Source organism: Streptomyces coeruleorubidus, assembly GCF_008705135.1.
Lineage (GTDB): Bacteria > Actinomycetota > Actinomycetes > Streptomycetales > Streptomycetaceae > Streptomyces > Streptomyces coeruleofuscus.
This window is the reverse complement of sequence record NZ_CP023694.1, coordinates 3,461,227-3,486,903: the sequence shown is the minus strand read 5'-3', so window position 1 is coordinate 3,486,903 and position 25,677 is coordinate 3,461,227. Positions and strand designations below refer to the sequence as shown.

Sequence of the window (25,677 nt, the reverse complement as noted above, 5' to 3'; positions counted from 1 at the left end):
CGCGGCCTGGCCGGACCGGGGAGGCCCACAACGGCCGGCCGTCCGGGGCCGAGATGACGGGTGGCGTCGGCGACCTTGCCGCGGGCGCTGACCACTCGCACCCGCGGTCGTCGTCACGAGCAATCGCGAAGACCCGGCCGTTCCGTCCTGCGGTGAGCGAACGTGCGCTGTCGAGGCCGCGACCCGACAGGCGGTGTCCGTGTGACCTGGCGGTGGGAGTACGACCCGGACGAGGAACACGTCATCGGCGGGGCAGCGCCGGCCTTCGTGGCCGAGGCCGGGAAGAGGGCCGACGAGCTGGTCCGCGCCGCCTCGTCACCCCGGCCTCGCCCACTCCGCCTGCCCGCCTCCACGCCGTCGGTGTTCAAGTCGGACTCGCTGCTCGCCGACGCCCGTGCACTGTGGAAGTCTCTGGGCGATGAGGCCTTCGTGCGGCTGCTGCCCGCCACCACCGCGCAGCCGGTCGCGGGTGACGGCCTCGCCCCCATCAGCGCCACCCCCGCACCGGCCGTTGGTGGCGACGCCCTCCCGTACGCCTGACCAGGCGAGCCACCGTCAGGCTCACCGAGGCCCGCGAGAGACACGTGGACACCGTGCATCCGGGTGGGACGGTCATCACCCGGCTCACGGACGGCGACATTCGCTGGTGGACGTGGGCCGGGCATCGCGCAAATGCCATGCTGGCCGCCTCGCTGCCGTCCGTCGCGGCTCCACAGCGCCGGTTCGAGGACCACTGGATCCGCCTGTGCGACGATCTGACACCGACCCGCTGGAAAGCTGCCGTCACGGAGGCCACGCTGCGGCTGTGTCTGCCCGAAGTCGACGAGCGGGCGGTGCGAGGCCTCAAGTTCTCGGAGGCACTCCCTGCCCGACTGGCCGAGGCGACGCTCGCCGCGCGCAGTGCTGACGAGGGCGGAGCCCGTGCGGTCCTCACCGAGCCGGTGCGTCTCACCACGCTCAACCGCCCATAGAGTCAGGTGCTGAGTTCCCGCGGTGCCGCACAGGGCGTTGAGCTGCGTGACCGTCAGCGCTTCAGGGGCAGCGGAGCGGATCGCGGAACAGGGCCCTGGTCGACGGTGGTCGGTACACGGCCGCCGCCCCGCCGGCGGCGCGCTCACAGCGGCCGGGCGCACCCCACGGGCCGGTCGCCGCCGAGCCGGACGTACAGGGCGGTCGAAACGGGGCAGTCGGCGCGCCCGGCGACGGCCTCGGTCACCTTGTACTCCGGCTCCTGCCCGCCCTTCCCTTCGCACGCGGTCTCGCGGACCTGCCCGTCGCCGGAGCTGTAGACGCAGTCGCCGACGATGGTGCGGGGCCCGCCCCCGCCGCCCGGGTCGCCCGGGTGCGGCGGCTGGAGGTTGCGCATGCAGGCATAGCCCTGCGGCACCGCCCCGTCGCCGTCCTCGTCGGACGCGGGCCGCTGCTCGCTGATGTGCAGCACGAAGTCCGTGGTCGCCGGGCAGCGCGGCCCGTCCCGGACCGTGCCGTCGTGCCGCGCCACGACCCGGGCCGCCGCCCGCTCACCGGCGCACGGCACCTCGGTGAAGCTCGTCGTGCCGAACGAACTGCACTCGTCGACCGCGAGGAACACCGCCCCGTACCCGGACGGCCGGGGCACCGGCGCCGACCCGGCATCGGCGGTCCCCGACGCCGACCCGCCCAGCCGGCCGTCCTCCGCGACACCCGCCGAGGGGCTCTGGCACCCGGTCAGCAGCACACCGAGCAGCACCAGCAGCCCCCACACCACCCCCGCCGAACTTCTCACGCGCATTGCCGTCCCCCAGAAGAGCCCCAGCCCAGCGTGACCCCCCGCAGGGGCGCACGCCAGGCACATGGGAGGGTTTGCGCACCTTGGGGGTGGTGCGCCCGGTCCGTGGCGTACGTCTAGTACGTCAGCCCGTGCCCGATCGGGTACAGCACCTGCTCCGGATCATCCGCCCGCCGCACCGCCACGGGGAGTTTCCCGCGGGGCTCCACCCGTCCCGCGATCACCCGTGCGGCGGCCCGCAGTTCGACGTCGGTCCAGGAGTAGGCCGCGAGGCACGCCGGCACGGAGGGCAGCTGGGCCACGTCGTACGGATTGCGGATCGCGACCGCCACGACCGGCCGTCCCGTCGTCACGAGCTGTTCGACCAGCGTCTTCTGACCGCTGCCCGCCGTGACGTTGTACGTCGCCGCCACCACCGCGTCCGCGTCCCGCGCCGCCGCGACCGCCCGGGCGACGACCGCCGCGGACGGGGACGTGCCGGTCGGCAGGGCGGTGGCGGTGAAGCCGAGTTCGGTCAGCGCGGCGGCGAGCACTCCCGTCGGCGGTCCGGTCGTCCCCGAGGGCGAGGCCGGATCGGCCCCGACCACCAGCACCCTGGGGTACCGGCGCCGGGACAGCGGCAGCAACCGCCCCTCGTTGACGAGCAGGGTGGTCGTCCGCTCGGCGATCCGGTCGGCCGTCGCCAGGTGTGCCCGGGTGCCGACGGTGCGGTCGACACCCTCCCGGCTGACGTACGGGGCGCGGAACAGCCCCAGCTTCGTCTTCAGCCGCAGGATCCGCAGGACCGACTCGTCGAGCCGTGCCTCGGTCAGCTCGCCGTTGCGCACGGCTGCGAGGACCGCGTTCCAGGCGAGGTCCAGATGCGGCGGGTTGAGGAGCTGGTCCACGCCCGCCTTCAGCGCGAGCACCGGCACCCGGTCGTCGCCGTACTTGGTCCGCACGCCCTCCATGCCGAGGGAGTCCGTGACCACGACCCCGTCGTAGCCGAGCCGCTCGCGGAGGATGCCGGTGAGGATCGGGCGGGAGAGGGTGGCCGGGTCGCCGGAGTCGTCCAGGGCCGGGACCATCAGATGCGCGGTCATGATCGAGTCGATGCCCGCGGCGATCGCCGCCCGGAACGGCGGCGCGTCCAGCTTCTCCCACAGTTCCCGGCTGTGCGTGATGGTCGGGAAGCCGGTGTGGCTGTCGACGTTGGTGTCCCCGTGCCCGGGGAAGTGCTTGGCGGTCGCCGCCACTCCGGACCCCTGGTACCCGGCGACCTCGGCGGCCACCAGCGCGGCCACCGCCCGCGGGTCGGCGCCGAAGGACCGCACGCCGATGACCGGGTTGGCCGGGTTGACGTTCACGTCGGCCACGGGGGAGTAGTCCTGCCGGATGCCCATCGCCCGCAGCTCACGCCCCGCGATCCGCCCGAGGGCCCGGGCATCGGACCGCGACCCGCCCGCGCCGACGGCCATGGCCCCGGGGAAGAGCGTCGCCGGCTTGCCCACCCGGGCGACGATCCCGTGCTCCTGGTCGGTGGAGATGAGCACAGGCAACCCGCGCGGCAGTTCCAGGGAGGCCCGCTGGATGCCGTTGGACAGGTCCGCGATCTGGCGCGGCTCGCGGGTGTTGTGCGCCCAGGCGAAGTAGATGATGCCGCCGACCCGGTACTTCTCGACCAGCTCGGCGGCCGTACGGACCCCGATCTCCTTCAGGTTGGCGTCGATGTCGGCCTGGTCGGGGGCGGTGGCGGAGTGGCCGTAGACCCGCATCACGAAGAGCTGGCCGACCTTCTCCTCCAGCGTCATGCGCGAGACGAGGGTGCGGAGTCGCTTGTCGTCGGGAGGGCCGGCGGCGTACGAGGGCCCGCCAGCCGCGAGGGCGCCGGCGGCGCCGGCCGTGGCGCCGAGGACGGCGCGTCTGGAGGGTTGTGCGGTGTTTCCCGTGCTTCCCGTGCTTCCCGTGCCGGTGTCGTGCACGTGCGCTCCTTCCGGAGGTGATCCACTGGGATCCGCTGAAGGAAACTTCCAACGCGTCACCAGTAACCGGGAAGTTTCTGCCAGTCAAGGGAACGCACACTAACCGCGCAGGGGCCGCCACCGGCGCGGTTGGAGGGGGACGCGCCGATGGCGGCGGGGCCGCCGGCCGCGGTACGGCGGAGAGGGTGGTCAGCGATCGCAGCCAGCAGCGAGGGCCGACACCGCACCGTGGTGACTCTCCGGCGGCCTGCGATTGGACGACGGGAGTCCGGGCCGGGTTCCCGACCCGGGCCGGATTTCCGGAAGTCGGTACCCGAGGGGGACCAGGGGTTCAACGGGGCGGATGAGCCGCCACTTCCGGCCATCCACTGCTCGCCGTACCGGTATTCCGTTCGACGCCCCGGGCTGCCTGAGGAAGACTTCCCCGCGTGAGTTTCGCACTGGAAGGACCCGTCCTGGAGGGTGCCCTGGTCCGGCTGGAGCCCTTGGGCCATCGGCACGCCGCCGAGCTGGCGAAGGCGGCGACGGAGGACCGGGAGAACTACGCCTTCACCTGGGTACCGGATGCCGACGAGGTGGGTTCCTACATCGACGCGCAGCTCGCCCGCGCGGCGACGGGGTGGGTCGCGCCCTACGCGCAGATCTCGACGGTCACGGGACGAGCGGTCGGCGCCACGGCGTACTTGGAACCACGCTCCTGGTTCTCGGACGACCAACTCGACGCGGTCGAGGTCGGCTTCACCTGGCTCGCCCGTTCTGCCCAGGGGACGGGCGTGAACACCGAGGCCAAGTTCCTCCTCTTCCGCCATGCCTTCGAGGAGTGGGGCGTCTCGCGCGTGGACCTGAAGACCGATGCCCGCAACAGCCGTTCCCGCGCGGCCATCGAGAGCGTGGGAGCCCGCTTCGAGGGCGTGCTGCGGAACTGGTCCCGGCGGAGAGGAAGGCCTGCTGCGCGACTCCGCGATCTTCTCGGTGACGGCACCGGAGTGGCCGCGGTGCCGGAAGCGGCTGGAGGAACGGGTGAACGGGTTCCTCGCACGGTCGTAGGCCGGCGGGGGCGTGGCCTACGACCGTGACGGATCACAGGTGTGCTCGACTCACAAGGTGTGCTCGATTCACAGGGTGTGTTCGACGAACCGCGCCGCCGTCTCGGCCAGTACCTCCCGCCCGTCCCTCGCCCACAGCACGTCGTTGAACAGCTCCACCTCGATGGCACCGGTGTAGCCCGCGGCCTCCACGTACCGCTGCCACTCCCGCATGTCGATCGAGCCGTCGCCGATCTGGCCACGGCCGGTCAGCACGCCCTGAGGGAGCGGAGTCGTCCAGTCGGCGAGCTGGAAGGTGTGGATACGGCCGCCCGCACCCGCCCGGGCGATCTGCGCGGGAGCCGTGTCGTCCCACCAGATGTGGTACGTGTCGACGGTGACCCCCACCTGGTTCGCCGGGAAGCGCTCGGCCAGGTCCAGCGCCTGGGCCAGCGTCGACACCACGCAGCGGTCCGAGGCGTACATCGGGTGGAGGGGCTCGATGGCCAGGCGGACGCCGTGCCGCTCCGCGTAAGGGCCCAGTTCAGCCAGGGCGTCCGCGATGCGTTCCCGCGCGCCGTGCAGGTCCCTGGAACCGGCCGGGAGTCCGCCCGAGACCAGGACCAGGGTGTCGGTGCCCAGCGTCGCCGCCTCGTCGATCGCCCGGCGGTTGTCGGCCAGGGCCTCCGCGCGCTCCCGCGGGTCGATCGCCGTGAAGAAGCCGCCCCGGCACAACGTTGTCACCGTCAGGCCCGCGTCCCGGACCAGCTTGGCCGTGGCCTCCAGGCCGTACGACTGGACCGGCTCGCGCCACAGGCCGACGTTGCCGATGCCCGACTGGACGCAGGCGTCCACCAGATCCGGCATCGACAGCTGCTTGACCGTCATCTGGTTGATGGAGAAGCGCTCCAGCTCCGCGGCGCTCACTGGTCCACCCCGTACACGCTCAGCAGGTTCTTCATGCGCTCCTCCGCCAGCTTCGGGTCGGGGAACAGGCCCAGCCCGTCAGCGAGTTCGTACGCCTTCGCCAAGTGCGGGAGCGAGCGGGCCGAGTGGAGGCCGCCGACCATCGTGAAGTGGGACTGGTGACCGGCCAGCCAGGCCAGGAACACCACGCCCGTCTTGTAGAAGCGGGTCGGGGTCTCGAAGAGGTGGCGGGAGAGCCCGACCGTCGGGTCCAGCAGCTCGCGGAAGCCCTTCACATCACCCGTGTCGAGCACCCGCACCGCCTGCGCCGCCAGCGGGCCCAGCGGGTCGAAGATGCCCAGCAGGGCGTGGCTGAAGCCCTGTTCGTCGCCGGCGATCAGCTCGGGGTAGTTGAAGTCGTCGCCCGTGTAGCAGCGCACGCCCTGCGGCAGACGGCGTCGGATGTCGATCTCGCGCTGCGCGTCCAGCAGCGAGACCTTGATGCCGTCGACCTTGTCCGGGTGGGCGGCGATGACGTCCAGGAAGGTGTGGGTGGCGGCGTCCAGGTCCGTCGCGCCCCAGTAGCCCTCCAGCGCCGGGTCGAACATCGGGCCGAGCCAGTGCAGGACGACCGGCTCGGACGCCTGGCGGAGCAGGTGGTCGTAGACCTCCAGATAGTCCTCCGGCCCCTTGGCGACCGCCGCCAGGGCCCGGGAGGCCATCAGGATGGCCCGCGCGCCCGACTCCTCGACGACCGCGAGCTGCTCCTCGTACGCGGCGCGGATCTCCGCCAGGCTGTACGGGTAGCCGATCTCGGTGGCCGAGAGCTGGTCCGTGCCCACACCGCAGGCGATCAGGCCGCCGACCGACTTCGCCTCCGCCGCCGACCGGCGGATCAGTTCCGCCGCGCCCGCCCAGTCCAGACCCATGCCGCGCTGGGCCGTGTCCATGGCCTCGGCGACGCCCAGGCCGTGCGACCACAGGTGACGGCGGAAGGCCAGGGTGGCGTCCCAGTCGACGGCGGCGGGCGAGTCGGGCGACACGTCCGCGTACGGGTCGGCGACGACGTGCGCCGCCGAGTAGACCGTGCGGGAGGTGAAGGGCGTGCCGGGCGTCACCAGGAGCGGTTCGGTGCGCGGCTCGTACGTCCGCGACGCCCCGTTGCTGTCCGGGAGGCGGATGGTCACGGCTGGATCTCCGGTACGTCGATACGGCGGCCCTCGGCCGAGGACTTCAGGCCCAGCTCGGCGAGCTGGACACCACGGGCGCCGGCCAGCAGGTCCCAGTGGTAGGGGGCGTCGGCGTAGACGTGCCTGAGGAACAGCTCCCACTGCGCCTTGAAGCCGTTGTCGAACTCGGCGTTGTCCGGGATCTCCTGCCACTGGTCGCGGAAGACCTCGGTGGCGGGGATGTCCGGGTTCCAGACGGGCTTGGGCGTGGCCGAGCGGTGCTGGACGCGGCAGTTGCGCAGGCCGGCGACGGCCGAGCCCTCGGTGCCGTCGACCTGGAACTCGACGAGCTCGTCGCGGTTGACGCGCACGGCCCAGCTCGAGTTGATCTGGGCGATGGCGCCGCCCTCCAGCTCGAAGATTCCGTACGCGGCGTCGTCGGCGGTGGCGTCGTAGGGCTTGCCGTTCTCGTCCCAGCGCTGCGGGATGTGCGTGGTGGCGATGGCCTGGACGGACTTCACGCGGCCGAACAGCTCGTGAAGCACGTACTCCCAGTGCGGGAACATGTCGACGACGATGCCGCCGCCGTCCTCGGCCCGGTAGTTCCAGGACGGGCGCTGGGCGGCCTGCCAGTCGCCCTCGAAGACCCAGTAGCCGAACTCGCCGCGCACGGACAGGATCCGGCCGAAGAAGCCGCCGTCGATGAGGCGCTTCAGCTTGAGCAGGCCGGGGAGGAAGAGCTTGTCCTGGACGACGCCGTGCTTGATGCCGGCCTCGTTCGCCAGCCGGGCGAGGTCCAGGGCGCCGTCGAGGCCGGTGGCCGTGGGCTTCTCGGTGTAGATGTGCTTGCCGGCCGCGATGGCCTTCTTGAGCGCCTCCTCGCGGGCGGAGGTGACCTGGGAGTCGAAGTAGATGTCCACCGTCTCGTCGGCGAGGACCGCGTCCAGGTCGGTCGAGACGTGCTCCAGCCCGTGCCGCTCGGCCAGCGCCTTGAGCGCGTGCTCACGGCGGCCGACCAGGATCGGCTCGGGCCACAGCACGGTGCCGTCGCCGAGGTCGAGGCCGCCCTGCTCACGGAGGGCGAGGATGGAGCGGACCAGGTGCTGGCGGTAGCCCATGCGCCCGGTCACGCCGTTCATGGCGATACGCACCGTCTTGCGTGTCACGTCGTTCCCTTCGTACGCGGTCGTCGCGCCGCGTACGCCCCACCCTTCCCTGGCGGACCGGTGAGCCGCCTGTGGACTGGTGAGCGTTACAGCAAGCGCTTTCTATACATGAAGAAGCTAGCCTCTGAACCGCGGTCCGGACAAGACCGTGACCAGGACGAGTTGTTCGAGGGGGCGAACAACCCGGGGCCGGGGGCTTAAGGTCTGCTCGGAACAAGGCCTCGGCCTGCCGGAACCAAGGTCACAGGTCTGTATGTGTACGAGGGCGACGAGGGCGGACGACGAGATGCGCGACCGGAGGACGACGAGATGACGGTGACCCTGGCGGACGTGGCGGCCCGCGCGCAGGTCTCGCCCGCGACGGTGTCGCGCGTGCTGAACGGGAACTACCCCGTGGCCGCCTCCACCCGGGAGCGGGTGCTGAAGGCCGTGGACGAGCTGGACTACGTGCTCAACGGGCCCGCGAGCGCTCTGGCCGCCGCCACCTCCGACCTGGTCGGGATCCTGGTGAACGACATCGCCGACCCGTTCTTCGGAATCATGGCGAGTGCGATCCAGGCCGAGATCGGCGGCCCGGGCGGCCGCGCGGGCGGGGAGAGACTCGCGGTGGTCTGCAACACCGGCGGCTCTCCCGAGCGGGAGCTGACCTATCTCACGCTGTTGCAGCGGCAGCGGGCGGCGGCCGTGGTGCTGACCGGCGGGGCGATCGAGGACGCGGCGCACCAGGCGGCGATGGACAGCAAGGTGCGGAAGCTGGCCGACGCCGGGACGCGGGTCGTCCTGTGCGGACGTCCGCCGGCGCCGGAGACCGGGGCGATCGCGCTCACCTTCGACAACCGCGGCGGCGGGCAGGAACTCACCGAGCACCTCATCGGGCTCGGGCACCGGCGGCTCGGTTACATCGCGGGCCCGGAGGAACGGACGACGACCCGGCACCGGCTGGAGGGGCACCGGGCCGCGCTCGCCGCGCACGGCATCGAGGAGGACCCCCGGTGGACGGTGCACGGGCGGTACGACCGGCGGTCCGGCTACGAGGCGACGCTGGAACTGCTGCGGCGCGACCCGTCGCTGACGGCGGTCGTCGCCGCGAACGACTCCGTCGCGCTCGGGGCGTGTGCGGCGCTGCGCGACTCCGGGCTGCGGATTCCGGAGGACGTGTCGGTGGCCGGTTTCGACGACCTGCCGTTCAGCATCGACGCGGTGCCTTCGCTGACGACCGTGCGGTTGCCCTTGGCGGAGGCCGGAGCGCGTGCCGGGCGGATCGCGATGGGGCGGGAGGAGGCGCCGCCCGGGGGGATCGCGTCGGTGCGGGGCGAGTTGATGGTGCGGGGGTCTTCCGGGGTGCCGCGGGTTTCCTGACCTTGGCGCTGCTGCCCCCACACCACGGGCAACTACGCCTTCACCCCGAGGAACCCGAACAGATCCGGCACCCCGTCCGGCCCCGCCTCCGCCGTCCGCTCGATGCGCAGCCCCGCTGCCGCCGCCCCGTTGAGCAGGTCGGACAGCGGGACGTGCCAGGCGCCGAGGCGGGCGCGGACGCCGGTGGTGTTCCAGGAGGCGAAGGTGTGGGACCGGTCGGTGTAGCGGGAGTCGATGACGGTCCTCGACGCGTCCCTGCGGTCGGCGAAGGCGCCGACGAAGCAGGGGTGCACTCCCAGGTGGACGAAGCGGCCGCCGGGGGCCAGTACGCGGGCGATCTCGCGCAGGACGGCCGGGTAGTCGGGCACGTCCGTGCTGGCCAGGACGCACACCGCGGCGGGCACCGAGCCGTCGGCCAGGGGCAGGGCGGTCGCGTCGGCGACGGCCACGGGCAGGCGGTGGGCGGCGTGGCGGAGCTGGTTGCGGGAGAGGTCCACGCCGACGGGCGTCCAGCCGAGGCCGGCGACGGCGGACGCGTGGGCGCCGGTGCCGCAGCAGACGTCGAGGCAGGTGCGCCCGTCGCCGGGGCCGAGCAGGTCGCCGAGGGTGGCGTGGACACGGCGGATGTAGTCGCCGCCGCCGGTCGGTGACATCAACGCGTTGTACCAATCGGCGTGTTCGTCGTATACGGCCGTCGCCTTCGAGGACACCATGTCCCGAACGCTAATCCCCTTCCGCCGGCCGTGCGGAGGTGTTCGCCGCGGGCGTGACGTGACATACGGACCCCACCGGCGATGAGTTTCGCGTCCTGCCCGGGTCTGTAGTGCCGTCATCGCACGAAAGCCGTCATCGCACGCACGAGAAAAGCGGAGTGAGTCCCATGCGCATCGTCATCACCGAGTTCATCAGCCTGGACGGCGTCGTGCAGGCTCCGGGCGGGCCGCAGGAGGACACCGACGGCGGCTTCGCGCACGGCGGGTGGTCGCATCCGTACTTCGACGAGGAGGTGCTGGGCGGCGCCTTCGACGCGGGGCTGGCCGGGGCCGGGGCGCTGCTGTTCGGGCGGCGTACGTGGCAGACGATGGCGGGCGCCTGGCCCGAGCGGGCCGGGGACCCGTTCGCCGACCGGATGAACGCCCTCAAGAAGTACGTCGTCTCCAGCACGCTCGGCGAGGCCGACCTCACCTGGAACAACACCTCGCTCATCCCCGGCGACCAGGCCGTCGCCCGCATCCGGGAACTGCGCGAGACCGAGGGCGGCGACCTCGCGATGATGGGCAGCCCGACGCTCGTGCGCACGCTGCTGTCCGAGGGCCTGGTCGACGAGCTCCAGCTCATCGTCATGCCGGTGCTGCTGGGCGGCGGCAAGACGATCTTTCCCGACGACGGTGGCAAGCGCCCGATGGAGCTGGTCTCGACGACCACCGCCAAGACCGGCGCGCAGGTGTGCGTCTACCGGCCGGCCACCGAGGGCTAGTCCCGGAGGTCCTGGACGTCTAGGCTCGACCCACCGGAATCTCTGACTGAGTCAAGCATCGGGGGTCGTGGCCATGACCGTCCAGGACATCCGCTCCTTCAACCGCTTCTACACGAACGTGATCGGCGCGCTCGACTACGGCCGTCACCTCTACGCCCCCTACACCCTCACCGAGTCCCGCGTGCTCTACGAGCTCGCCCACGCGCCGCGTACGGACGCCGCCGACCTGCGGGCCCAGCTTCACCTGGACGCCGGGTACCTGAGCCGCATCCTGAACAGGTTCGAGGAGGACGGGCTGGTCGAGCGCGGGCCGTCCGAGACGGATCCGCGCCGCCGCAGTGTCGCCCTCACCGGGCGCGGCCGGGAGGCAGCCGCGCTCCTCGACGAGCGGGCGCGCGAGACGGTCGGGGCGCTGCTGGACACCGTGCGCGCCGAGGACCGGCCGCGGCTGGCGGAGGCGATGCGGACCGTCCGGGAGATTCTGGGCGAGGGCCGGGCGCCGCGTCCCGAGGACGTCGTCCTGCGCGACCCCGCCCCCGGCGACCTCGGCTGGATCGTGCAGCGCAACGCCGCGCTGTACGCGGCCGAGTACGGCTTCAACCTCGACTACGAGGGCCTGGTCGCCCGGATCGTCGCCGAGTACGGCGAGGACCACGACCCCCATCTGGAGCGGACGTGGATCGCCGAGCTGGACGGCCGGCCGGTGGGGTGCGTGATGTGCGTACGGGACGACGCACCGGGTGCCGCCCGGCTCCGGCTGCTGCTCGTCGAGCCGGACGCGCGCGGCCTGGGCATCGGGGACCGGCTGGTCGGGGCCGTCGTCGCCTTCGCGCGCGAGGCCGGGTACCGCGAGGTGGTCCTGTGGACCAACGACGTCCTCGCCGCGGCCCGCCGCATCTACCAGCGCCACGGCTTCGTCCTCGTCGCGGAGAAACCGCACCGCTCCTTCGGCCAGGACCTGGTCGGGCAGGACTGGCGACTGGATCTTCTCGCAACACCCGAGTGACGAAGGGGAGTCGCCGGCGGGGGTGCCGGGTAGGGTCCGTCCACATGAAGCTGGCGTTCTCCACCCTCGGTGTCCCCGGCCTGCCCCTGCCCGACGTCCTGCGGCTCGCCACCGCCCACGGCTACCACGGCGTGGAACTGCGCGCCCACCCCGAGGAACCGGTCCACCCCGGCCTCGGCTCCGCCGAGCGGGCCGATGTCGCGGCCGAGTTCAAGGGGTCGGGCGTAGAGATCCTGGGCCTGGCGGGCTACGCGCGCGTCGCCGCGCCGGGCGACGACGAACCCGTCCTGGCCGAGATCCGCTCCCTCCTCGACCTGGCCCGCGACCTCGGCGCCCCGTACATCCGGGTCTTCCCCGGCGGCGACCTGGACGTCCAGACCCCCGAGGAGGCCGACGCCACGGCCGCCCGGCGGCTGGGCACGGCCGCCGAGCACGCGAACGACCTGGGCGTGCGCATCCTCCTGGAGACCCACGACTCGCACCGCACCGCCGCCGACGCGATGCGCGTCCTCGGGCTGGTCGGCCACCGCCAGGTGGGCGCGCTGTGGGACGTGATGCACACCTGGCTGGGCGGCGAACAGCCCTCGGAGACCTACGCGGCGCTCTCCCCGCACCTCGGCTACGTCCAGGTCAAGGACATCGCCTCCGCCGAGGACACCACCCCGCTGCCGCTCGGCGCCGGTGTCCTGCCGCTGGCCGAGTGCGTGGAGGTCCTCTCCCGGCACGGCTGGGACGGCTGGCTGTGCTGGGAGTACGAGAAGCGCTGGTACGAGTCGGCTCCCGAACTGCCCGGCCTGCTGAAGGCGGGCCACGAGCATCTGAACCGGCTGCTGAACGACTCGGCGTGACGGGGCGCGGGGCGCCGGCGCCCTCCCGCTGAGCTCGGACTTCGCCGTCCCCGGCGGACCGGGCACCAGCGAGTGCTGCCCCGCCAGCAGCGTCACCACCAGCGTCCGCAGGACGTCGGCCCGCTCGTAGAACCGCTCTGCCATCTCGTCGCCGATCATCCGCAGTCTCCGGGCAGTGTCCTGCGCGTCCACGTCCAACTCCTTTCCTGTGATGCCGCGTTGGGCCGACGAGACGGGCCCTGCCCCCGAACCTGTGACGACGCGAAAGATAGCCTGGCTCATCACCGGTCGCTCCCGGGAGGGCTTCGCCACGGCCCTCGCCGAGGACGGGTCAACCACCGGCCGACCGCGCACAGGGAGAGGCACAGCACCATGACGAACGGCGACAGTGGTGACACCACGGCACTCGACGACCCGGTGGGCGAGTCGCTGCGCGGCCGCCACGCGGATCTCGGCCGCCGGGCCGGCCGGGCCGCCACCTACCTTCCGGAGGTCGCGACCTTCTCGGCGGTGCCCGCCGAAGCGGACGCGGCGGACTGGGCCGATCTCGCACGGCTCCTCGGCCGGGACGCGTTCGCCGACATGTTCAGCTGCCCGGCGACCCCACCGCCGGACTGGGAGCCGGTTTTCGTCCTCGAAGGCCGCCAGATGATCTGGCCCGCCGGCCGCCGGCCCGATGAGGCCCACGCGGCGACCGCCACCGACGTGGTCGAACTGGGCGAGGCCGATGTGCCCGAGATGCTCGACCTGGCCGCACGAACCCGACCCGGGCCGTTCTGGCCGCGTACCCGGGACCTCGGCACCTACCTCGGCGTCCGTGACGGCGGCACGCTGGTGGCCATGGCGGGCGAGCGGCTCCGGCCTCCGGGATGGACCGAGATCAGCGCCGTCTGCACCGCCCCCGAGGCACGCGGGCGAGGCCACGCCATCCGCCTGGTCACCGCCCTCGTCACCCGCATCCTGGCCCAAGGCCGACGCCCCTTCCTGCACGTGGCCGACGCGAACACCGAAGCGATCGCCCTCTACGAACGACTCGGTTTCACCAGCCGGAAGCAGGTGACGTTCCGCGGCTTCCGCACCCCGTGACGGTCCCGCGGGAAAATGCGGTGCACCCCCTTGCCCCCCATGGCTAGCGTCAACCCCATGCCCCCGACCCTGCGCACCGCCCGCCTGCTCCTCGACGCCTACACGCCGGAGGACGAGGAGGACTTCGTCGCCCTGTTCCAGGACTCCAGGGTCTCCCGGTGGATGGGTGACGGCCCCGCCGCCGAGGCGGACGACCGGGCCCTGTTCGGGCGGATCTTCACCAAGGTCTACGCCCGGGACCTGTTCGACGTGTGGGCGGTCCGGCGCGGTGGGCGACTGGTCGGGCACGCGGAGATCAAGCGGACGGACGCGGTCGACGGTCACGAGATCGTCTACGCCCTGGCCCCGGAGGTCTGGGGGAGCGGGCTCGGGACGGAGCTGGCGGAGGCGCTCGTCAGGTACGGCTTCGACACGCTCGGGCTGACCGAGGTGCACGCCACTGTCGCCGCCGAGAACGAGACCTCGCTGCGCCTGCTCGGCCGGATCGGGTTCGCGCACGTCCGGGACGTCGAGGAGGACGACGGCGGCCTCACCCGCGTGCTGACCCGGCCGGCGCGCTGACCTCCTCAGTCATCCTGCTCAGCTATCCGCCAAGAATCCGGCAAGAAATTCTTACCTGACCGTGCAACCCTTTCTGCCCCACGCGGGTCGTACATGGCGTCAGGACTTTCTGGAGGGGGATCTGGGGGGATCGCGGGGGTTCTGACGGGAGGGGAAAGCCGAGGGGGCCCGGTCCACGGACCGGGCCCCCTTGATGCGCGTCAGAAGAAGACGCCGCACCTCAGCAGCACGTTCGCGTACGGCCGTGCCTCGCCCGTGCGGACCACCAGCCGGGCCCCGGCCGACAGCTCCTTGAGCCGCTCGTGCGACACCAGGTCCAGTGCCGGGAAGTGCCCGTCCAGGAGCTCCGAAGCCTCCTGGTTCGCTTCCCGTACCTCCGTCGCCGCCGTCGCCCCCTCGACCACCAGCTCGGCCAGCAGCCCCTCCAGCACCTCGGCGAACGCCGGCACCCCGGCCCGGAAGGCGAGGTCCACCACCCGGGGGCCGTCGGGAATGGGCATGCCCGCGTCGCACACCAGCACCCCGTCCCCGTGGCCCAGCTCGGCCACCGCACCGGCGAGATGACGGTTCAGTATTCCGTTCCGCTTCACAGCGCGGCGACCTCCGCCGCCGTCGGGAAGGACGCCTGCGCGCCCTCCCGCGTCACGGCCACCGCCCCGACCCGCGCCGCGTACGCGGCCGCCTCCGCGAGGGACGCACCGGCCCCCAGCCGGAAGGCCAGCGCGGCGGTGAACGCGTCACCCGCGCCGGTCGTGTCCACGGCGCTCACCTTCACGGACGGCACCCGGGAGACACCCTCCGCCGAGGCGACCAGCGCGCCCTCCGCGCCCAGCGTCACGACCACCGACCGGGGCCCCTTCGCGAGCAGGATCCGCGCCCAGTCCTCCGGGGTGTCCCCCACGGCGGCCGAGCCCAGGATCACCTTCGCCTCGTGCTCGTTGACGATCAGCGGGTCGCACGCCGCCAGCACCTCCCGCGGAAGGGGGCGCGGAGGCGAGGGATTCAGCACGAAACGGCTCTCCGGCGCCAGGTTCCGTACGACCTCCACCACCGTCTCCAGTGGGATCTCGAGCTGCGCCGATACCACCCGCGAGCCCTGGAAGAGGCACCCGGCGGCGCTGACGTCCTCCGGGGCCAGCCGGCCGTTCGCGCCCGGTGAGACCACGATGCTGTTGTCCCCGGACGGGTCGACCGTGATCAGCGCGACCCCGGTCGGCGCGCCGCCCACCAGGACGCCCACCGTGTCGACGCCCGCCGAGCGCTGCGAGTCGAGCAGCAGCCGGCCGTACGCGTCGTCGCCGACCCGGGCCAGCAGAGCCGTACGGGCCCCGAGCCGGGCGGCCGCGACCGCCTGGTTCGCGCCCTTGCCGCCCGGATGGACGGCCAGGTCGGAGCCGAGCACGGTCTCGCCGGCACCGGGCCGGCGCTCGACACCGATCACCAGGTCGGCGTTGGCCGACCCCACGACCAGGAGGTCGTAGTCGTACATGAGTCGTCTCCCCACATGAGTGACATGGGCGGGCGGCCCCGCAAGCCGTGGGTGACCGACCGCCGTTCCCCGATGTCAGCCGCTGAAGCCGGCCACGTTCTCCTTCGTGACCACCTTCACCGGCACCTTCACCGTCTCCTCGACCTTCTTGCCCTGGAGTGCCTTCAGCGCGTTGTCCACGGCGATCTTCCCGAGCTCGGACGGCTGCTGCGCCACGGACGCGTACAGCGTGCCGCCCTCGACCGCCTTCAGCCCGTCAGGCGTGCCGTCGAAGCCGACCACCGAGACCGACTTGCCGGCCTTGGAGCCCAGGGCCTTGATCGCGCCGAGCGCCATCTCGTCGTTCGCGGCGATGACGCCCTGGACGTCCGGGTGGGCCTGGAGCAGGTTCGACATCACGTCGAGGCCCTTGGTGCGGTCGAAGTCCGCGGGCTGCTGGGCCACGACCCGGATGCCCGGGTAGTCCTTGAGGCCGTTCGCGAAGCCCTGGGCGCGCTCACGGGCGGCGGAGGTGCCCGCCTGGCCCTGGAGGACCACGATCTTGCCCTTGCCGCCCAGCTTGTCGGCGATGGTCTTCGCGGCGAGTTCACCGCCGGCGACGTTGTCGGAGGCGACCAGGGTGGCCGTCTTCGCGTCGTTGACGACGCGGTCGACGGCGATGACCGGGATCTTCGCCTGGTCGGCGGCCTTCACCGAGTTGCTCGCCGCATCCGAGTCGACCGGGTTGACGATGATCGCGCCGAGTCCGGAAGTGGTGAAGTTCTGGAGCTGGTTGGCCTGCTGGGAGGCGTCGTTCTGCGCGTCCGTGACGGTCAGGTCCACGCCCAGCTTCTTGGCCTCGGCCTGGGCGCCCGCCCGGATCTGCACGAAGAAGGGGTTGTTGAGGGTGGACAGCGACAGGCCCATCTTCGGGGTGCTCGCGGCGGAGGAGCCGTTGTGCAGGAAGGACGTGGCGCCGACGATCGCGACGGTGACGACGGCCGCGAGCACGTAGGTCGTCGCCTGCTTGCCCTTGCCGCCGCCCGCGCCGCCCGCGACCGGGGTCACCCCGGCCTTGCGGCGCGCGGTGTCGAGCAGCACGGCCAGCGCGATGACGACGCCGATGACGACCTGCTGCCAGAACGCCGACACGTTCAGCAGGTTCAGCCCGTTGCGCAGCACGGCCAGGATCAGCGCGCCGATCAGCGTGCCGGACGCCTTGCCCGTGCCGCCCGCGAGGGAGGCCCCGCCGATGACGACCGCGGCGATCGCGTCCAGCTCGTAGCCGTCGGCGGCCTGCGGCTGCGCGGAGGCCAGCCGGGCGGCGAGCACGACACCGGCGACGGCGGCGAAGACGCCCGAGAAGGCGTAGATCGCGAGCTTCTGCCTCTTCACGCGCAGGCCGGACAGCCGCGCGGCCTCCTCGTTGCCGCCGATCGCGTACATCGAGCGGCCGATGTACGTCCGGCCGAGCACGAACGCGGCGATCAGGCCCATCACGACCATGACGAGCAACGGCACCGGCAGCCAGCCGCCGAGCGTGTCCCCGAGGCGGGAGACGGAGTCGGGGAAGGCGATCGGGGAGCCCTCGGAGATGACGAGGGACAGGCCGCGGGCCACGGACAGCATCGCGAGCGTCGCGATGAACGGCGGCAGCTTGCCGTAGGAGATGAGAATGCCGTTGACCAGGCCGCAGACGATGCCCGTCGCTATGGCCAGGAGGACGGCGAGGAACACCGGGACGCCCGCCGAGGTGGCGCTCCAGGCGAGGACCGTGGCCGAGAGCGCGGCGACCGAGCCGACCGACAGGTCGATGCCCGCCGAGACGATCACGAAGGTGACGCCGAAGGCGAGGATGGCGGTGACGGCCGCCTGGATGCCGACGTTCAGGAGGTTGTCCGTCGTCAGGAAGTCGCCGGACAGCGCCGACATCGCGACGACGAGGACGATGAGCGCGGTGAGCGCGCCGTTGTCGAGCAGGAGACGGCGCAGGCCGCCCGAGGCGCCACCCGCGCCCGTCGTGCTCTTGAGCGTGTCAGTGGCCACGGGAGGCCTCCGTTCCGGTCGTGGTCGTGGTGGTGGTCGTCGGGGTGCTGACGGCGAGTGCCATCACGGTGTCCTGGGTCGCCTCGTCGGCGGACAGCTCGCCGGCGATCCGGCCCTGCGCCATGACCAGCACCCGGTCGCTCATGCCGAGCACCTCGGGCAGATCACTGGAGATCATCAGGACGGCGGCTCCGGCCGCGGTGAGTTCGTTGACGAGCTGGTAGATCTCGACCTTGGCGCCGACGTCGATGCCGCGCGTCGGCTCGTCGAGGATCAGCACCTTGGTGTCGGCGAGCAGCCACTTGCCGATGACGACCTTCTGCTGGTTGCCGCCGGAGAGCGTGCGCACGTGCTGGCCGAGGCCCGCCATCCGTACCCCGAGCTGCCCCGCGATCCGCTCGGCGGCCTCGCGCTGCCGCTTGAGGTCGACGAGCCCCGCCCGGGTGGCCGAGCGCAGCGTCACCAGACCGAGGTTCTCCTCGACCGACGCGTCCAGCACCAGACCCTGGCCCTTGCGGTCCTCGGGGATGAGACCGATGCCCGCGGTCATCGCCGCGTTGACGTCGTACTTGGGGACGGCCGAACCGGCGACCTTCACGGCGCCCTTGTCGTACGGGTCCGCCCCGAACACGGCCCGTACGACCTCCGTACGGCCGGCGCCGACCAGTCCGGCGATGCCGACGACCTCGCCGGCGTGCACCTCGAAGCTGACGTCGTGGAAGACGCCGTCGCGGGTGAGTCCCTCGACGGACAGCAACGCGTCCCCGCGATCGGCCCGTTCGCGCGGATACTGCTGCTCGATCGAGCGCCCCACCATGAGCCGGACGAGCTCGTCCTCGGGCGTGGCGGCGGGCACCTGCCCGACGCTCCTGCCGTCCCGGATGACCGTCACCCGGTCACCGAGGGCGGCGATCTCCTCGAGGTGATGCGTGATGAACACGATCCCGACGCCGTCCTCGCGCAGCGTGCGCACGATCGCGAAGAGCTTGTCGACCTCCTCGGAGGTGAGCACGGCGGTCGGCTCGTCCATGATGAGCACGCGCGCGTCGAGGCTGAGCGCCTTGGCGATCTCCACCATCTGGAGGCGCGCGATGCCGAGTTCGCGGACACGTGCGCGTGGCGACACCTTCACGCCCACGCGCGCGAGGAGGGCCTCGGCGTCGGCCTCCATCCGCTTCCGGTCGATCACCCCGAACCGGCGCGGCTGCCTCCCCAGGAAGATGTTCTCGGCGACCGTCAGATCCGGAACGAGGTTGAACTCCTGGTAGATGGTGGCGATCCCGAGCCGCTCGGAGTCCTGCGCACCGTGGATGCGCACCTCCTCGCCGCCGACCAGGATCCTCCCGGCGTCGGGCGTGTAGGCGCCGGAGAGCATCTTGATGAGGGTGCTCTTGCCCGCGCCGTTCTCACCGAGCAGCACATGCACCTCTGCCCGGCGCAGGTCGAAGTCCACGCCGTCCAGCGCGACCACACCCGGGAAGGTCTTCCGTATGCCCTCGATGCGCAGCAACTCGTCCGCGTTGCTCACCTGTGGCTCCTGTTCTCAGCGGGGGGCTGCACAGCGGGGGCCTGTGCAGAGTCCGGCTCCGGGGAGGCCGGATACGGCTCGCCGCACGAGCGGCGTACGACGAGCCGGGCGGGGAGGGTGACGGACTCGCCGGGCCGCCCCTCGATCCGGTCGGCCAGCGCGCGCACGGCGGCCCGCCCCAGTTCGCCGGTCGGCTGGGCGATCGCGGTGATCGGCGGATCGGTGTGCACGAACCACGGGATGTCGTCGAACGCGGCCAGCGCGATGTCGTCCGGCACGCGCAGGCCACGCGCGCGTACGGCGTCCAGCGCGCCGAGCGCCATCAGGTTGTCGGCCGCGAACACGACCTCGGGCGGCTCGGCCAGGTCGAGGAACCCCTCGGTGACCCGGCGCCCGCTCTCGGCCTGGAAGTCGCCCTGCCCTATGTAGGCGTCGGGGAGGCCGAGCCCGTACTCCTGGAGGGCCTCCCGGAAGGCCTCCACACGCTCGCGTCCGGTCGTGGTCGCCGCCGGGCCCGCGATGATCGCGACCCGCCGGTGCCCGAGCCCGTACAGATGCGCCACGAGGTCCCGCACGGCGGCCCGGCCGTCCGACCGGACCACCGGCACGCCCACGCCCGGGATCCAACGGTCCACGAACACCATGGGCGTTCCCGCCCGCGCGGCGTCCAGCATCAGGGGCGAACCGCCGTCCGTCGGGGAGACGAGCAGCCCGTCGATCCGCCGGTCCAGCAGGTTGCGCACGTGGTGGTCCTGGAGGTCGGGCCGCTCGTCGGCGTTGCCGATGATGACGCTGTAGCCGAGCGCGCGGGCCTCCTCCTCGACGGAGCGGGCCAGCTCGGTGAAATAGGGGTTCATCACGTCGCTGATGACCAGGCCGAGGGTGTGGGTCTGGTCGGTGCGCAGGGAGCGGGCGACGGCGTTCGGGCGGTAGCCCAGGGACTCGACGGCGGCCAGGACGCGCGTGCGCGCGTCGGCGCTGACCGACGGGTGGTCGTTCAGGACGCGCGAGACCGTGGCGACCGATACGCCCGCCTCGGCAGCGACGTCCTTGATGCTGGCCACCGCCGCTCCACCTCCTTGTGGATCAGTCGTGGGAGCACTTGCTGAAGCGCTCGTGGAATCGATTACATCGACGGGTGGATGGAATCGATTACACGCCGGTAAATCAAGACCCGGAGGGCACCTCTTGACCGGATCGTGATGTCGCGGGGTGCGGCCCGGCGATCCAGGGTGGAGGTACGAGGGTTTCCCGAGGCCCTGGTGGGCCGGAGCGGAGGAGTCATGACTGCGGCGACCAGGACCGACGCCCCTGTCGCACTCGAAGGCGACGGCGTGGAGGTACGCACCATGCCCATCGGGGGTGACATGTCGGTGAGCTACATCAGCCTGCCGCGGGGCACGGACATGGGCCCTGCCCTCAAGGGCATGCCCGACGACGCGTGCCAGTGCCCCCACTGGGGCTACCTGCTGAAGGGCCGGATCAGGATGAGTACGCCGGCCGGCGAGGAGGAGTACAAGGCGGGCCAGGCGTACTACTGGGCGCCCGGGCATGTCCCGGTGGCTCTCGAGGACAGCGAGTTCGTGGAGTTCTCCCCGACCGAGGACTTCAAGCAGGTGATCGAGCACGTGGTGGCACAGTCGGGGTGAGCCGGAGGCGGGAATTCCCGACGACCGATGAGATTCGCCGCCCGGAGCGGTCCAACCCTCATCGACCACAGGAGGAGCGTCGTGCCTCAGCTACTGCGCGTGCAGAACTTCAACGTCTCGAGCGACGGGTTCGGTGCCGGTGAGCACCAGAGCCTGGAGCGCCCGTTCGGCCACGCCGACCCAGGACAGATGTTCGCCTGGGCCGGTGCCACGGCGAGCTGGCCCAACCGCACCGACCCCGGCGGGAGCCGCGGTCTCGACGACTACCTCACACGCGACTTCACGAACAACATCGGCGCCGAGATCATGGGCCGTAACAAGTTCAGCCCCCATCGCGGGCCGTGGCAGGACCACGAGTGGATGGGCTGGTGGGGTGACGAACCCCCGTTCCACACGCCCGTGTTCGTCATGACCCACCACGAGCGCCCGTCGTTCACCCTCTCCGACACCACGTTCCACTTCGTCGGCGGCGACCCGGCCGACGTCCTGAAGCAGGCGCGCGAGGCGGCCGGCGGCAAGGATGTCCGGCTCGGCGGCGGGGCGGCCACCATCCGGGAGTTCCTCGGCGCCGACCTGGTGGACACGCTGCACGTGGCGGTCTCGCCCGGCGTGGTCATCGGGTCCGGCTCACGGCTCTGGGAGTCCCCCGAGGAGCTGTTCGACCGCTTCCACTGCGATGTGGTGCCGAGCCCCAGTGGGGTGGTCCATCACCTGTTCTGGAGGAAGTGACGGCAGGTCAGCCGCGTCCGCCCCAGTCCAGCCGGTCGGCGAGCCCGGCGGCGGCGAAGGCGGCCTGAAGCTCCTCGCGGCCCTCGGTGAAGTGGGCCCAGCTGTCGTAGTGGACCGGGACCACCCGGCGGGCGCCGAGGATCCGCGTGGCCTCGGCGGCCATGGCGCTGTCCAGGACGATCACCTCTCCGTCGAAGACTTCCGCGAAGCGCGGCGCGCCGGCGAACAGTATGGCGGTGTCCACCGGGGCGAAGCGCTCGGCGACCTCCTTCACCGCGTCCAGTGAGGCGTTGTCACCGCTGACGTAGACGGTGGGCAGGCCCTCGCCGGTCAGGACGAAGCCGACGACCTGCCCGGTGATCGGCTCGACCTCTTCGCGGGGGCCGGGTCCGTGGATGGCGGGGACGCCCGTGACGGTGACCGTGCCGCCGTCGGGGCGCTCCACCTCGACGGACTCCCAGTCGGCCAGTCCCCTGGCCTTCTCACCGAGGCGCTGTCCGCCTCCGGGGGTGGTCAGGGTGAGCGGGACGTCGGCGAGCAGGGCCCGGCCGGAGGTGTCGAGGTTGTCGGCGTGCTCGTCGTGCGAGAGGAGCACCACGTCGACGGGGCCGAGTTCGACGGGCGAGCCGGCGGAGGGGGCGGTCTTGGTCAGAACCACGGCGGGCGCGGGGAAGTCACCGGGGCCGTCGAAGGTCGGGTCGGTCAGGAAGCGCAGGCCGCCGTACTCGAAGAGGGCGGTCGGGCCGCCGAAGACGCGGACGGGGAAGGGGGCGGTCGTCGCGGGAAGCGCAGACATGAAAGAAACCTCACGGATAGATGCGTTCGAACCGTGAGATGACCGTAGCCGCTTCTCACGGATACAGGCAACCCGTACCATGAGAGGTATGCAAGAGCCCGTGATCGACCAGCCCGCCCCGCCGCCCGCGCAGGGCGAGGAGGAGCACCCCTCGCTCGCCCTCGTCAACAGCGCGATCGCGCTGCCCGGCGGGCACACGGTCGACCTCCTGGGCACCCCCGCGCAGACGAACCACTGGCTGACCCAGCGCGGCCTCGCCCCGGTCGACGCCGGCATGCGGGAGATGTGCGCGACGCAACTGCGCTCCCTGCGCGAACAGATCAGATCGCTGTTCGCCGCCCGCGCCGAAGGCCTGCCCGCCCTCCCCGCGGCCGTGGCGGCCGTCAACGACGCGATGACCCGGGTCCCCACGGCCCCGCTGCTGCGCTGGGACGACAAGACCGGCCCCTACCGCACGGCCCCCCACCCCACCACCGCGATCGTCGACCTCGCCCTGGCCACCCTCGCCGCCGACGCCGCGGACCTGCTCACCTCACCCGACGCCGAACGCCTCACCGCCTGCGGCTCCCCGCCCTGCACCCGCTACCTGCTCCGCCACGGCCGCCGCCAGTGGTGCTCCACCCGCTGCGGCGACCGCGCCCGCGCGGCGCGGGCGTATGCCCGCCGCGGCACCTCGCGATGACTCGATCGCTGCACCCGTGTGGGACGGTTCGACCATGACCAGCGACTACGACCGTCTTCGTAACGGCATCGAGTTCATGACCGCCTACGTCTCCGGCAACGACCTGCTCACGGCCTACGTGACAGAGCGACGGCGCGAGGACCCCATGGCGACCGAGGCCCTCATGGACGGGGCGGCGGCCCTCTGCGCCCTGTTGCTGCGCAAGATGGCCCGGGATACCGGAAAGACCGAGCAGGAGCTGCTCCAGGAACTGGCCCGCGGCACTCACCGACACGAGCGGCAGTCCGGAGAGTAGCGGAGGGACACGCGCATGGTCACCACTGAAAGCAGCATCACCGGCTGGTACAAGTCCAGTTACAGCGGCGGCGATCAAGGAGAGTGCCTCGAAGTCGCCCCCAACCACCCCGACGTCCCCGTCCGCGACAGCAAGACGATCCCCGGCCCCACCCTGGTCTTCTCCGCCCATGGCTGGACGGCATTCGTGACGGCCGTCAAGGAAGGTCACATAAAGGCCTGACTGCCGGACCCCGGCGGGTACCGCCGGCTCATGCCCTGTCCGCGGGCCGCGCCTGGGCGGGGATGCGGGGGATGGAGCCGTAGCGGCGCGTCCGGCGGGCGTACTGCTCGATCGCGTGCCACAGGTCGCGGCGGTCCACCTCCGGCCACGGGGTGTCGAGGAACAACAGCTCGGCGTAAGTCGCCTGCCAGGGCAGGAAGTTGGAAGTGCGCTGGTCGCCTCCGGTGCGCAGCAGCAGGTCGACGTCGGGCAGTTCGGGGACGTGCAGGTGGCGGGCGAAGGCGTGCTCGGAGACCGAGGCGGGGTCGATGCGCCCGGCGACCGCCTCTTGAGCGAGGTGTGCCGCGGCTGCCGTGATCTCGGCCCGGCCGCCGTAGTTGAGGCACACGGTCAGGGTGAGCCCGGTGCGGTCGCGGGTGACCTGCTCCGCGTCGGCGAGTGCTTCGATGACGTCGGCCGGCAGGCGGGAGCGCAGTCCGGCCCAGCGCACGCGGACGTCCAGCGGCTCGGCGCCGTCCGTGATCCGGTTCAGCTGCCGGGGGATCTCGTGCATCAGCGCCTGCAGTTCGTCAGCCGGGCGTTTCCAGTTCTCGGTGGAGAACGCGTACACGGTCAGGTACTTCAGGCCGATCTCCAGGGCGCCGTGGACGACGTCGACCAGTGCGTCGGCGCCCGCCCGATGGCCCTCGCTGCGCGGCAGGCCCTGGGCGGTGGCCCAGCGGCCGTTGCCGTCCATCACGATCGCGACGTGGCGCGGCAGGGCACCGGCGGGCAGCCCGGGCGGGCGGGCGCCGGACGGGTGCGGTGCCGGGGGGACGACCGGTCGCCGCTCTGTGGCCGGGGAGAGCGCTTCGGCCGCGGGCGAGCGCACTTCGGCGGTCCCGGCGAGCCCTGCGGGCGGACAGGCCGGTTCCGGCGGCGGGCAGGGCCGTACGGGGAACGGGAAAAGCGCCCAGGCCATCGCGGCCCGCGCCCGGGCGGGCAGCAGCACGCGCAGCCGGGCGCCTGCCGGCAGGGCCGGGCGGCGGTGCAGCAGCGCGGCCGGGTCGTCAGCGGCGGCCCCCAGGCGCAGCCGGTACAGCTCGGTGTAGGCGCCGAGCGCGATGCCGACCGCGGGGTGCAGCACGGGGGGCACCGGTGTCCGGTCCAGCCAGCCACCGGCCTGGTCGGCCAGGCGGCGCACCAGCTCCTCGAAGGCCGGGGTGCTGCGCCGCTCCAGCAGGTCCGCGCGGCGCACGCCGGCCTCGTCCAGGGCCTCCTGCGGCAGCGGCACATGGCCGTCGGCCAGGTCTTCGGAGAGGTCCATGAGGGCGTCGGTGAGGACGAGGGCGTCGACGGCCAGCTGCCACGCCACCGCCGCGTCCGGTACGCCTGAGGCGATCGCCTCGGGTTCGGCCGACAGGCCGGCGACTCGCATCATCAGCGAGGCCGCGCGCAGCACGAACGGGGTGGTGACCAGGCTGTTGTAGCGTCGCCACTCCTGCCAGGTGGCGAACCGGCGCCCGTGGACGTCGAGGCGCAGCTGCTCGAACTGGGTGTGCATGAATCCCGGCGGCAGGTTCCACGTGAGCATGGTGTGGATCAACGCCTGCCGTACCGGGTCGGTGCTGCGGCCGTCGCGCAGGTCGGCGTCGAATGCCGCGATCCACGCCTCCAGCCGCTCGGCGCGTCCGGCGTCCTTCATGTCCGGCGGCTCCGTCATGTCCGCTACACCCGCTGTGTCCGCCAGACAGTCCACCGTCACCCCGGCGCCGTACAACGCCCAGGTTGCGATCCGCAGCGGCGGCGGCAGCAGCAGCGAGACGGCGTACTCGATCTCGCCCCTGGCGCGGGTGGCGCGGCGGCATGCCTCGTAGCCGCGACGCAGGACCGGGTCGTGGATGCCGCTGCGCCGGTAGACCCGGGCGGGGTGCAGGGGGGAAGGCCTCAT

The 25,677-nt window shown here is 72.2% G+C and carries 26 protein-coding genes and 2 pseudogenes; 14 read left to right on the top strand and 14 right to left on the bottom strand.

The window, feature by feature from the left end; all coding sequences use genetic code 11:
• Positions 1–201 precede the first annotated feature (201 nt).
• Both CP976_RS16030 and CP976_RS16025 read left to right on the top strand, forming a co-directional pair.
• A complete protein-coding gene (locus CP976_RS16030) occupies positions 202–540 on the top strand; it encodes a hypothetical protein (protein ID WP_150480983.1) in 339 nt (112 codons plus the stop codon).
• 44 nt (positions 541–584) lie between these two features.
• Entirely contained in the window at positions 585–971 is a 387-nt protein-coding gene (locus CP976_RS16025; protein ID WP_150480982.1) for a hypothetical protein, read from the top strand.
• Positions 972–1,114: 143 nt separating this feature from the next.
• Here CP976_RS16025 and CP976_RS16020 read toward each other — a convergent pair whose 3' ends face one another.
• Entirely contained in the window at positions 1,115–1,771 is a 657-nt protein-coding gene (locus CP976_RS16020) for a hypothetical protein (protein ID WP_150480981.1), read from the bottom strand.
• A gap of 113 nt (positions 1,772–1,884) precedes the next feature.
• Positions 1,885–3,729 carry a glycoside hydrolase family 3 protein gene (locus tag CP976_RS16015; RefSeq protein ID WP_150480980.1) on the bottom strand — a complete coding sequence of 615 codons (1,845 nt, stop codon included), beginning with the start codon at positions 3,727–3,729 and terminating at the stop codon, positions 1,885–1,887.
• 428 nt (positions 3,730–4,157) lie between these two features.
• On the opposite strand from CP976_RS16015, the pseudogene CP976_RS16010 reads away from it, so the two are divergent.
• Positions 4,158–4,776, top strand: a pseudogene (locus CP976_RS16010) (GNAT family N-acetyltransferase).
• Positions 4,777–4,844: 68 nt separating this feature from the next.
• Here CP976_RS16010 and CP976_RS16005 read toward each other — a convergent pair.
• From CP976_RS16005 to CP976_RS15995, 3 genes are read right to left on the bottom strand one after another with little or no spacing between them, the layout of a single operon-like run.
• Positions 4,845–5,681: a sugar phosphate isomerase/epimerase family protein gene (locus tag CP976_RS16005; protein ID WP_229875201.1), complete on the bottom strand. Its 837-nt coding sequence runs from the start codon at positions 5,679–5,681 to the stop codon at positions 4,845–4,847.
• The gene (locus tag CP976_RS16000; RefSeq protein ID WP_150480979.1) at positions 5,678–6,847 is read right to left on the bottom strand and encodes a dihydrodipicolinate synthase family protein; all 1,170 of its coding nucleotides are present in this window, start codon (positions 6,845–6,847) and stop codon (positions 5,678–5,680) included. The genes CP976_RS16005 and CP976_RS16000 overlap by 4 nt, the downstream gene beginning before the upstream one ends.
• Entirely contained in the window at positions 6,844–7,995 is a 1,152-nt protein-coding gene (locus CP976_RS15995; protein WP_150480978.1) for a Gfo/Idh/MocA family protein, read from the bottom strand. The genes CP976_RS16000 and CP976_RS15995 overlap by 4 nt, the downstream gene beginning before the upstream one ends.
• Positions 7,996–8,304: 309 nt before the next feature.
• On the opposite strand from CP976_RS15995, the gene CP976_RS15990 reads away from it, so the two are divergent.
• On the top strand, positions 8,305–9,354 hold the full coding sequence (locus CP976_RS15990; RefSeq protein WP_150480977.1) for a LacI family DNA-binding transcriptional regulator: 1,050 nt from the start codon (positions 8,305–8,307) through the stop codon (positions 9,352–9,354).
• A gap of 32 nt (positions 9,355–9,386) precedes the next feature.
• On the opposite strand, the gene CP976_RS15985 is transcribed toward CP976_RS15990, so the two are convergent.
• Positions 9,387–10,067, bottom strand: a complete 681-nt coding sequence (locus CP976_RS15985) for a class I SAM-dependent methyltransferase (RefSeq protein ID WP_150480976.1) — start codon at positions 10,065–10,067, stop codon at positions 9,387–9,389.
• A 167-nt stretch (positions 10,068–10,234) separates the two neighbouring features.
• On the opposite strand from CP976_RS15985, the gene CP976_RS15980 reads away from it, so the two are divergent.
• The 3 genes from CP976_RS15980 (at position 10,235) to CP976_RS15970 (ending at position 12,685) form a co-directional block, all read left to right on the top strand.
• Positions 10,235–10,831: a dihydrofolate reductase family protein gene (locus tag CP976_RS15980; protein ID WP_150480975.1), complete on the top strand. Its 597-nt coding sequence runs from the start codon at positions 10,235–10,237 to the stop codon at positions 10,829–10,831.
• A gap of 73 nt (positions 10,832–10,904) precedes the next feature.
• Entirely contained in the window at positions 10,905–11,837 is a 933-nt protein-coding gene (locus CP976_RS15975; protein ID WP_150480974.1) for a bifunctional helix-turn-helix transcriptional regulator/GNAT family N-acetyltransferase, read from the top strand.
• A gap of 44 nt (positions 11,838–11,881) precedes the next feature.
• Positions 11,882–12,685 (top strand): sugar phosphate isomerase/epimerase family protein, encoded by an 804-nt coding sequence (locus CP976_RS15970; RefSeq protein WP_150480973.1) that lies wholly within the window; start codon positions 11,882–11,884, stop codon positions 12,683–12,685.
• Positions 12,686–12,712: 27 nt separating this feature from the next.
• Here CP976_RS15970 and CP976_RS43705 read toward each other — a convergent pair.
• Positions 12,713–12,844, bottom strand: a pseudogene (locus CP976_RS43705) (AAA family ATPase); the annotation flags it as partial.
• A 213-nt stretch (positions 12,845–13,057) separates the two neighbouring features.
• On the opposite strand from CP976_RS43705, the gene CP976_RS15960 reads away from it, so the two are divergent.
• On the top strand, positions 13,058–13,771 hold the full coding sequence (locus tag CP976_RS15960; RefSeq protein ID WP_150480972.1) for a GNAT family N-acetyltransferase: 714 nt from the start codon (positions 13,058–13,060) through the stop codon (positions 13,769–13,771).
• Between the two features lie 57 nt (positions 13,772–13,828).
• A complete protein-coding gene (locus tag CP976_RS15955) occupies positions 13,829–14,332 on the top strand; it encodes a GNAT family N-acetyltransferase (RefSeq protein ID WP_150480971.1) in 504 nt (167 codons plus the stop codon).
• A gap of 200 nt (positions 14,333–14,532) precedes the next feature.
• Here CP976_RS15955 and rbsD read toward each other — a convergent pair whose 3' ends face one another.
• The 5 genes from rbsD to CP976_RS15930 form a co-directional block, all read right to left on the bottom strand.
• Positions 14,533–14,922: a D-ribose pyranase gene (rbsD, locus tag CP976_RS15950; RefSeq protein ID WP_150480970.1), complete on the bottom strand. Its 390-nt coding sequence runs from the start codon at positions 14,920–14,922 to the stop codon at positions 14,533–14,535.
• Positions 14,919–15,821 carry a ribokinase gene (locus CP976_RS15945; protein WP_150480969.1) on the bottom strand — a complete coding sequence of 301 codons (903 nt, stop codon included), beginning with the start codon at positions 15,819–15,821 and terminating at the stop codon, positions 14,919–14,921. Before CP976_RS15945 ends, rbsD begins: the two co-directional genes overlap by 4 nt.
• A 75-nt stretch (positions 15,822–15,896) precedes the next feature.
• On the bottom strand, positions 15,897–17,846 hold the full coding sequence (locus tag CP976_RS15940) for an ABC transporter permease/substrate-binding protein (RefSeq protein ID WP_150480968.1): 1,950 nt from the start codon (positions 17,844–17,846) through the stop codon (positions 15,897–15,899).
• A complete protein-coding gene (locus CP976_RS15935; protein ID WP_150480967.1) occupies positions 17,836–19,374 on the bottom strand; it encodes a sugar ABC transporter ATP-binding protein in 1,539 nt (512 codons plus the stop codon). Before CP976_RS15935 ends, CP976_RS15940 begins: the two co-directional genes overlap by 11 nt.
• On the bottom strand, positions 19,371–20,438 hold the full coding sequence (locus tag CP976_RS15930; RefSeq protein WP_150480966.1) for a LacI family DNA-binding transcriptional regulator: 1,068 nt from the start codon (positions 20,436–20,438) through the stop codon (positions 19,371–19,373). Before CP976_RS15930 ends, CP976_RS15935 begins: the two co-directional genes overlap by 4 nt.
• 219 nt (positions 20,439–20,657) lie before the next feature.
• On the opposite strand from CP976_RS15930, the gene CP976_RS15925 reads away from it, so the two are divergent.
• Together CP976_RS15925 and CP976_RS15920 are read left to right on the top strand one after the other, a co-directional pair.
• Positions 20,658–21,023, top strand: a complete 366-nt coding sequence (locus CP976_RS15925; protein WP_150480965.1) for a cupin domain-containing protein — start codon at positions 20,658–20,660, stop codon at positions 21,021–21,023.
• Between the two features lie 81 nt (positions 21,024–21,104).
• The gene (locus CP976_RS15920) at positions 21,105–21,752 is read left to right on the top strand and encodes a dihydrofolate reductase family protein (protein ID WP_150480964.1); all 648 of its coding nucleotides are present in this window, start codon (positions 21,105–21,107) and stop codon (positions 21,750–21,752) included.
• 7 nt (positions 21,753–21,759) lie between these two features.
• Here CP976_RS15920 and CP976_RS15915 read toward each other — a convergent pair whose 3' ends face one another.
• The gene (locus CP976_RS15915; RefSeq protein WP_150480963.1) at positions 21,760–22,548 is read right to left on the bottom strand and encodes an MBL fold metallo-hydrolase; all 789 of its coding nucleotides are present in this window, start codon (positions 22,546–22,548) and stop codon (positions 21,760–21,762) included.
• A gap of 88 nt (positions 22,549–22,636) precedes the next feature.
• Between CP976_RS15915 and CP976_RS15910 the strand changes: the two genes are divergently transcribed.
• From CP976_RS15910 to CP976_RS15900, 3 genes are read left to right on the top strand one after another with little or no spacing between them, the layout of a single operon-like run.
• Complete coding sequence (locus CP976_RS15910; protein ID WP_150480962.1) at positions 22,637–23,230, top strand: CGNR zinc finger domain-containing protein; 594 nt, start codon at positions 22,637–22,639, stop codon at positions 23,228–23,230.
• Positions 23,231–23,264: 34 nt separating this feature from the next.
• Positions 23,265–23,525: a hypothetical protein gene (locus tag CP976_RS15905; protein WP_150480961.1), complete on the top strand. Its 261-nt coding sequence runs from the start codon at positions 23,265–23,267 to the stop codon at positions 23,523–23,525.
• Between the two features lie 15 nt (positions 23,526–23,540).
• Positions 23,541–23,747 carry a DUF397 domain-containing protein gene (locus tag CP976_RS15900; protein ID WP_150480960.1) on the top strand — a complete coding sequence of 69 codons (207 nt, stop codon included), beginning with the start codon at positions 23,541–23,543 and terminating at the stop codon, positions 23,745–23,747.
• Between the two features lie 28 nt (positions 23,748–23,775).
• On the opposite strand, the gene uppS is transcribed toward CP976_RS15900, so the two are convergent.
• Positions 23,776–25,677: a polyprenyl diphosphate synthase gene (gene uppS / locus CP976_RS15895; protein WP_150480959.1), complete on the bottom strand. Its 1,902-nt coding sequence runs from the start codon at positions 25,675–25,677 to the stop codon at positions 23,776–23,778.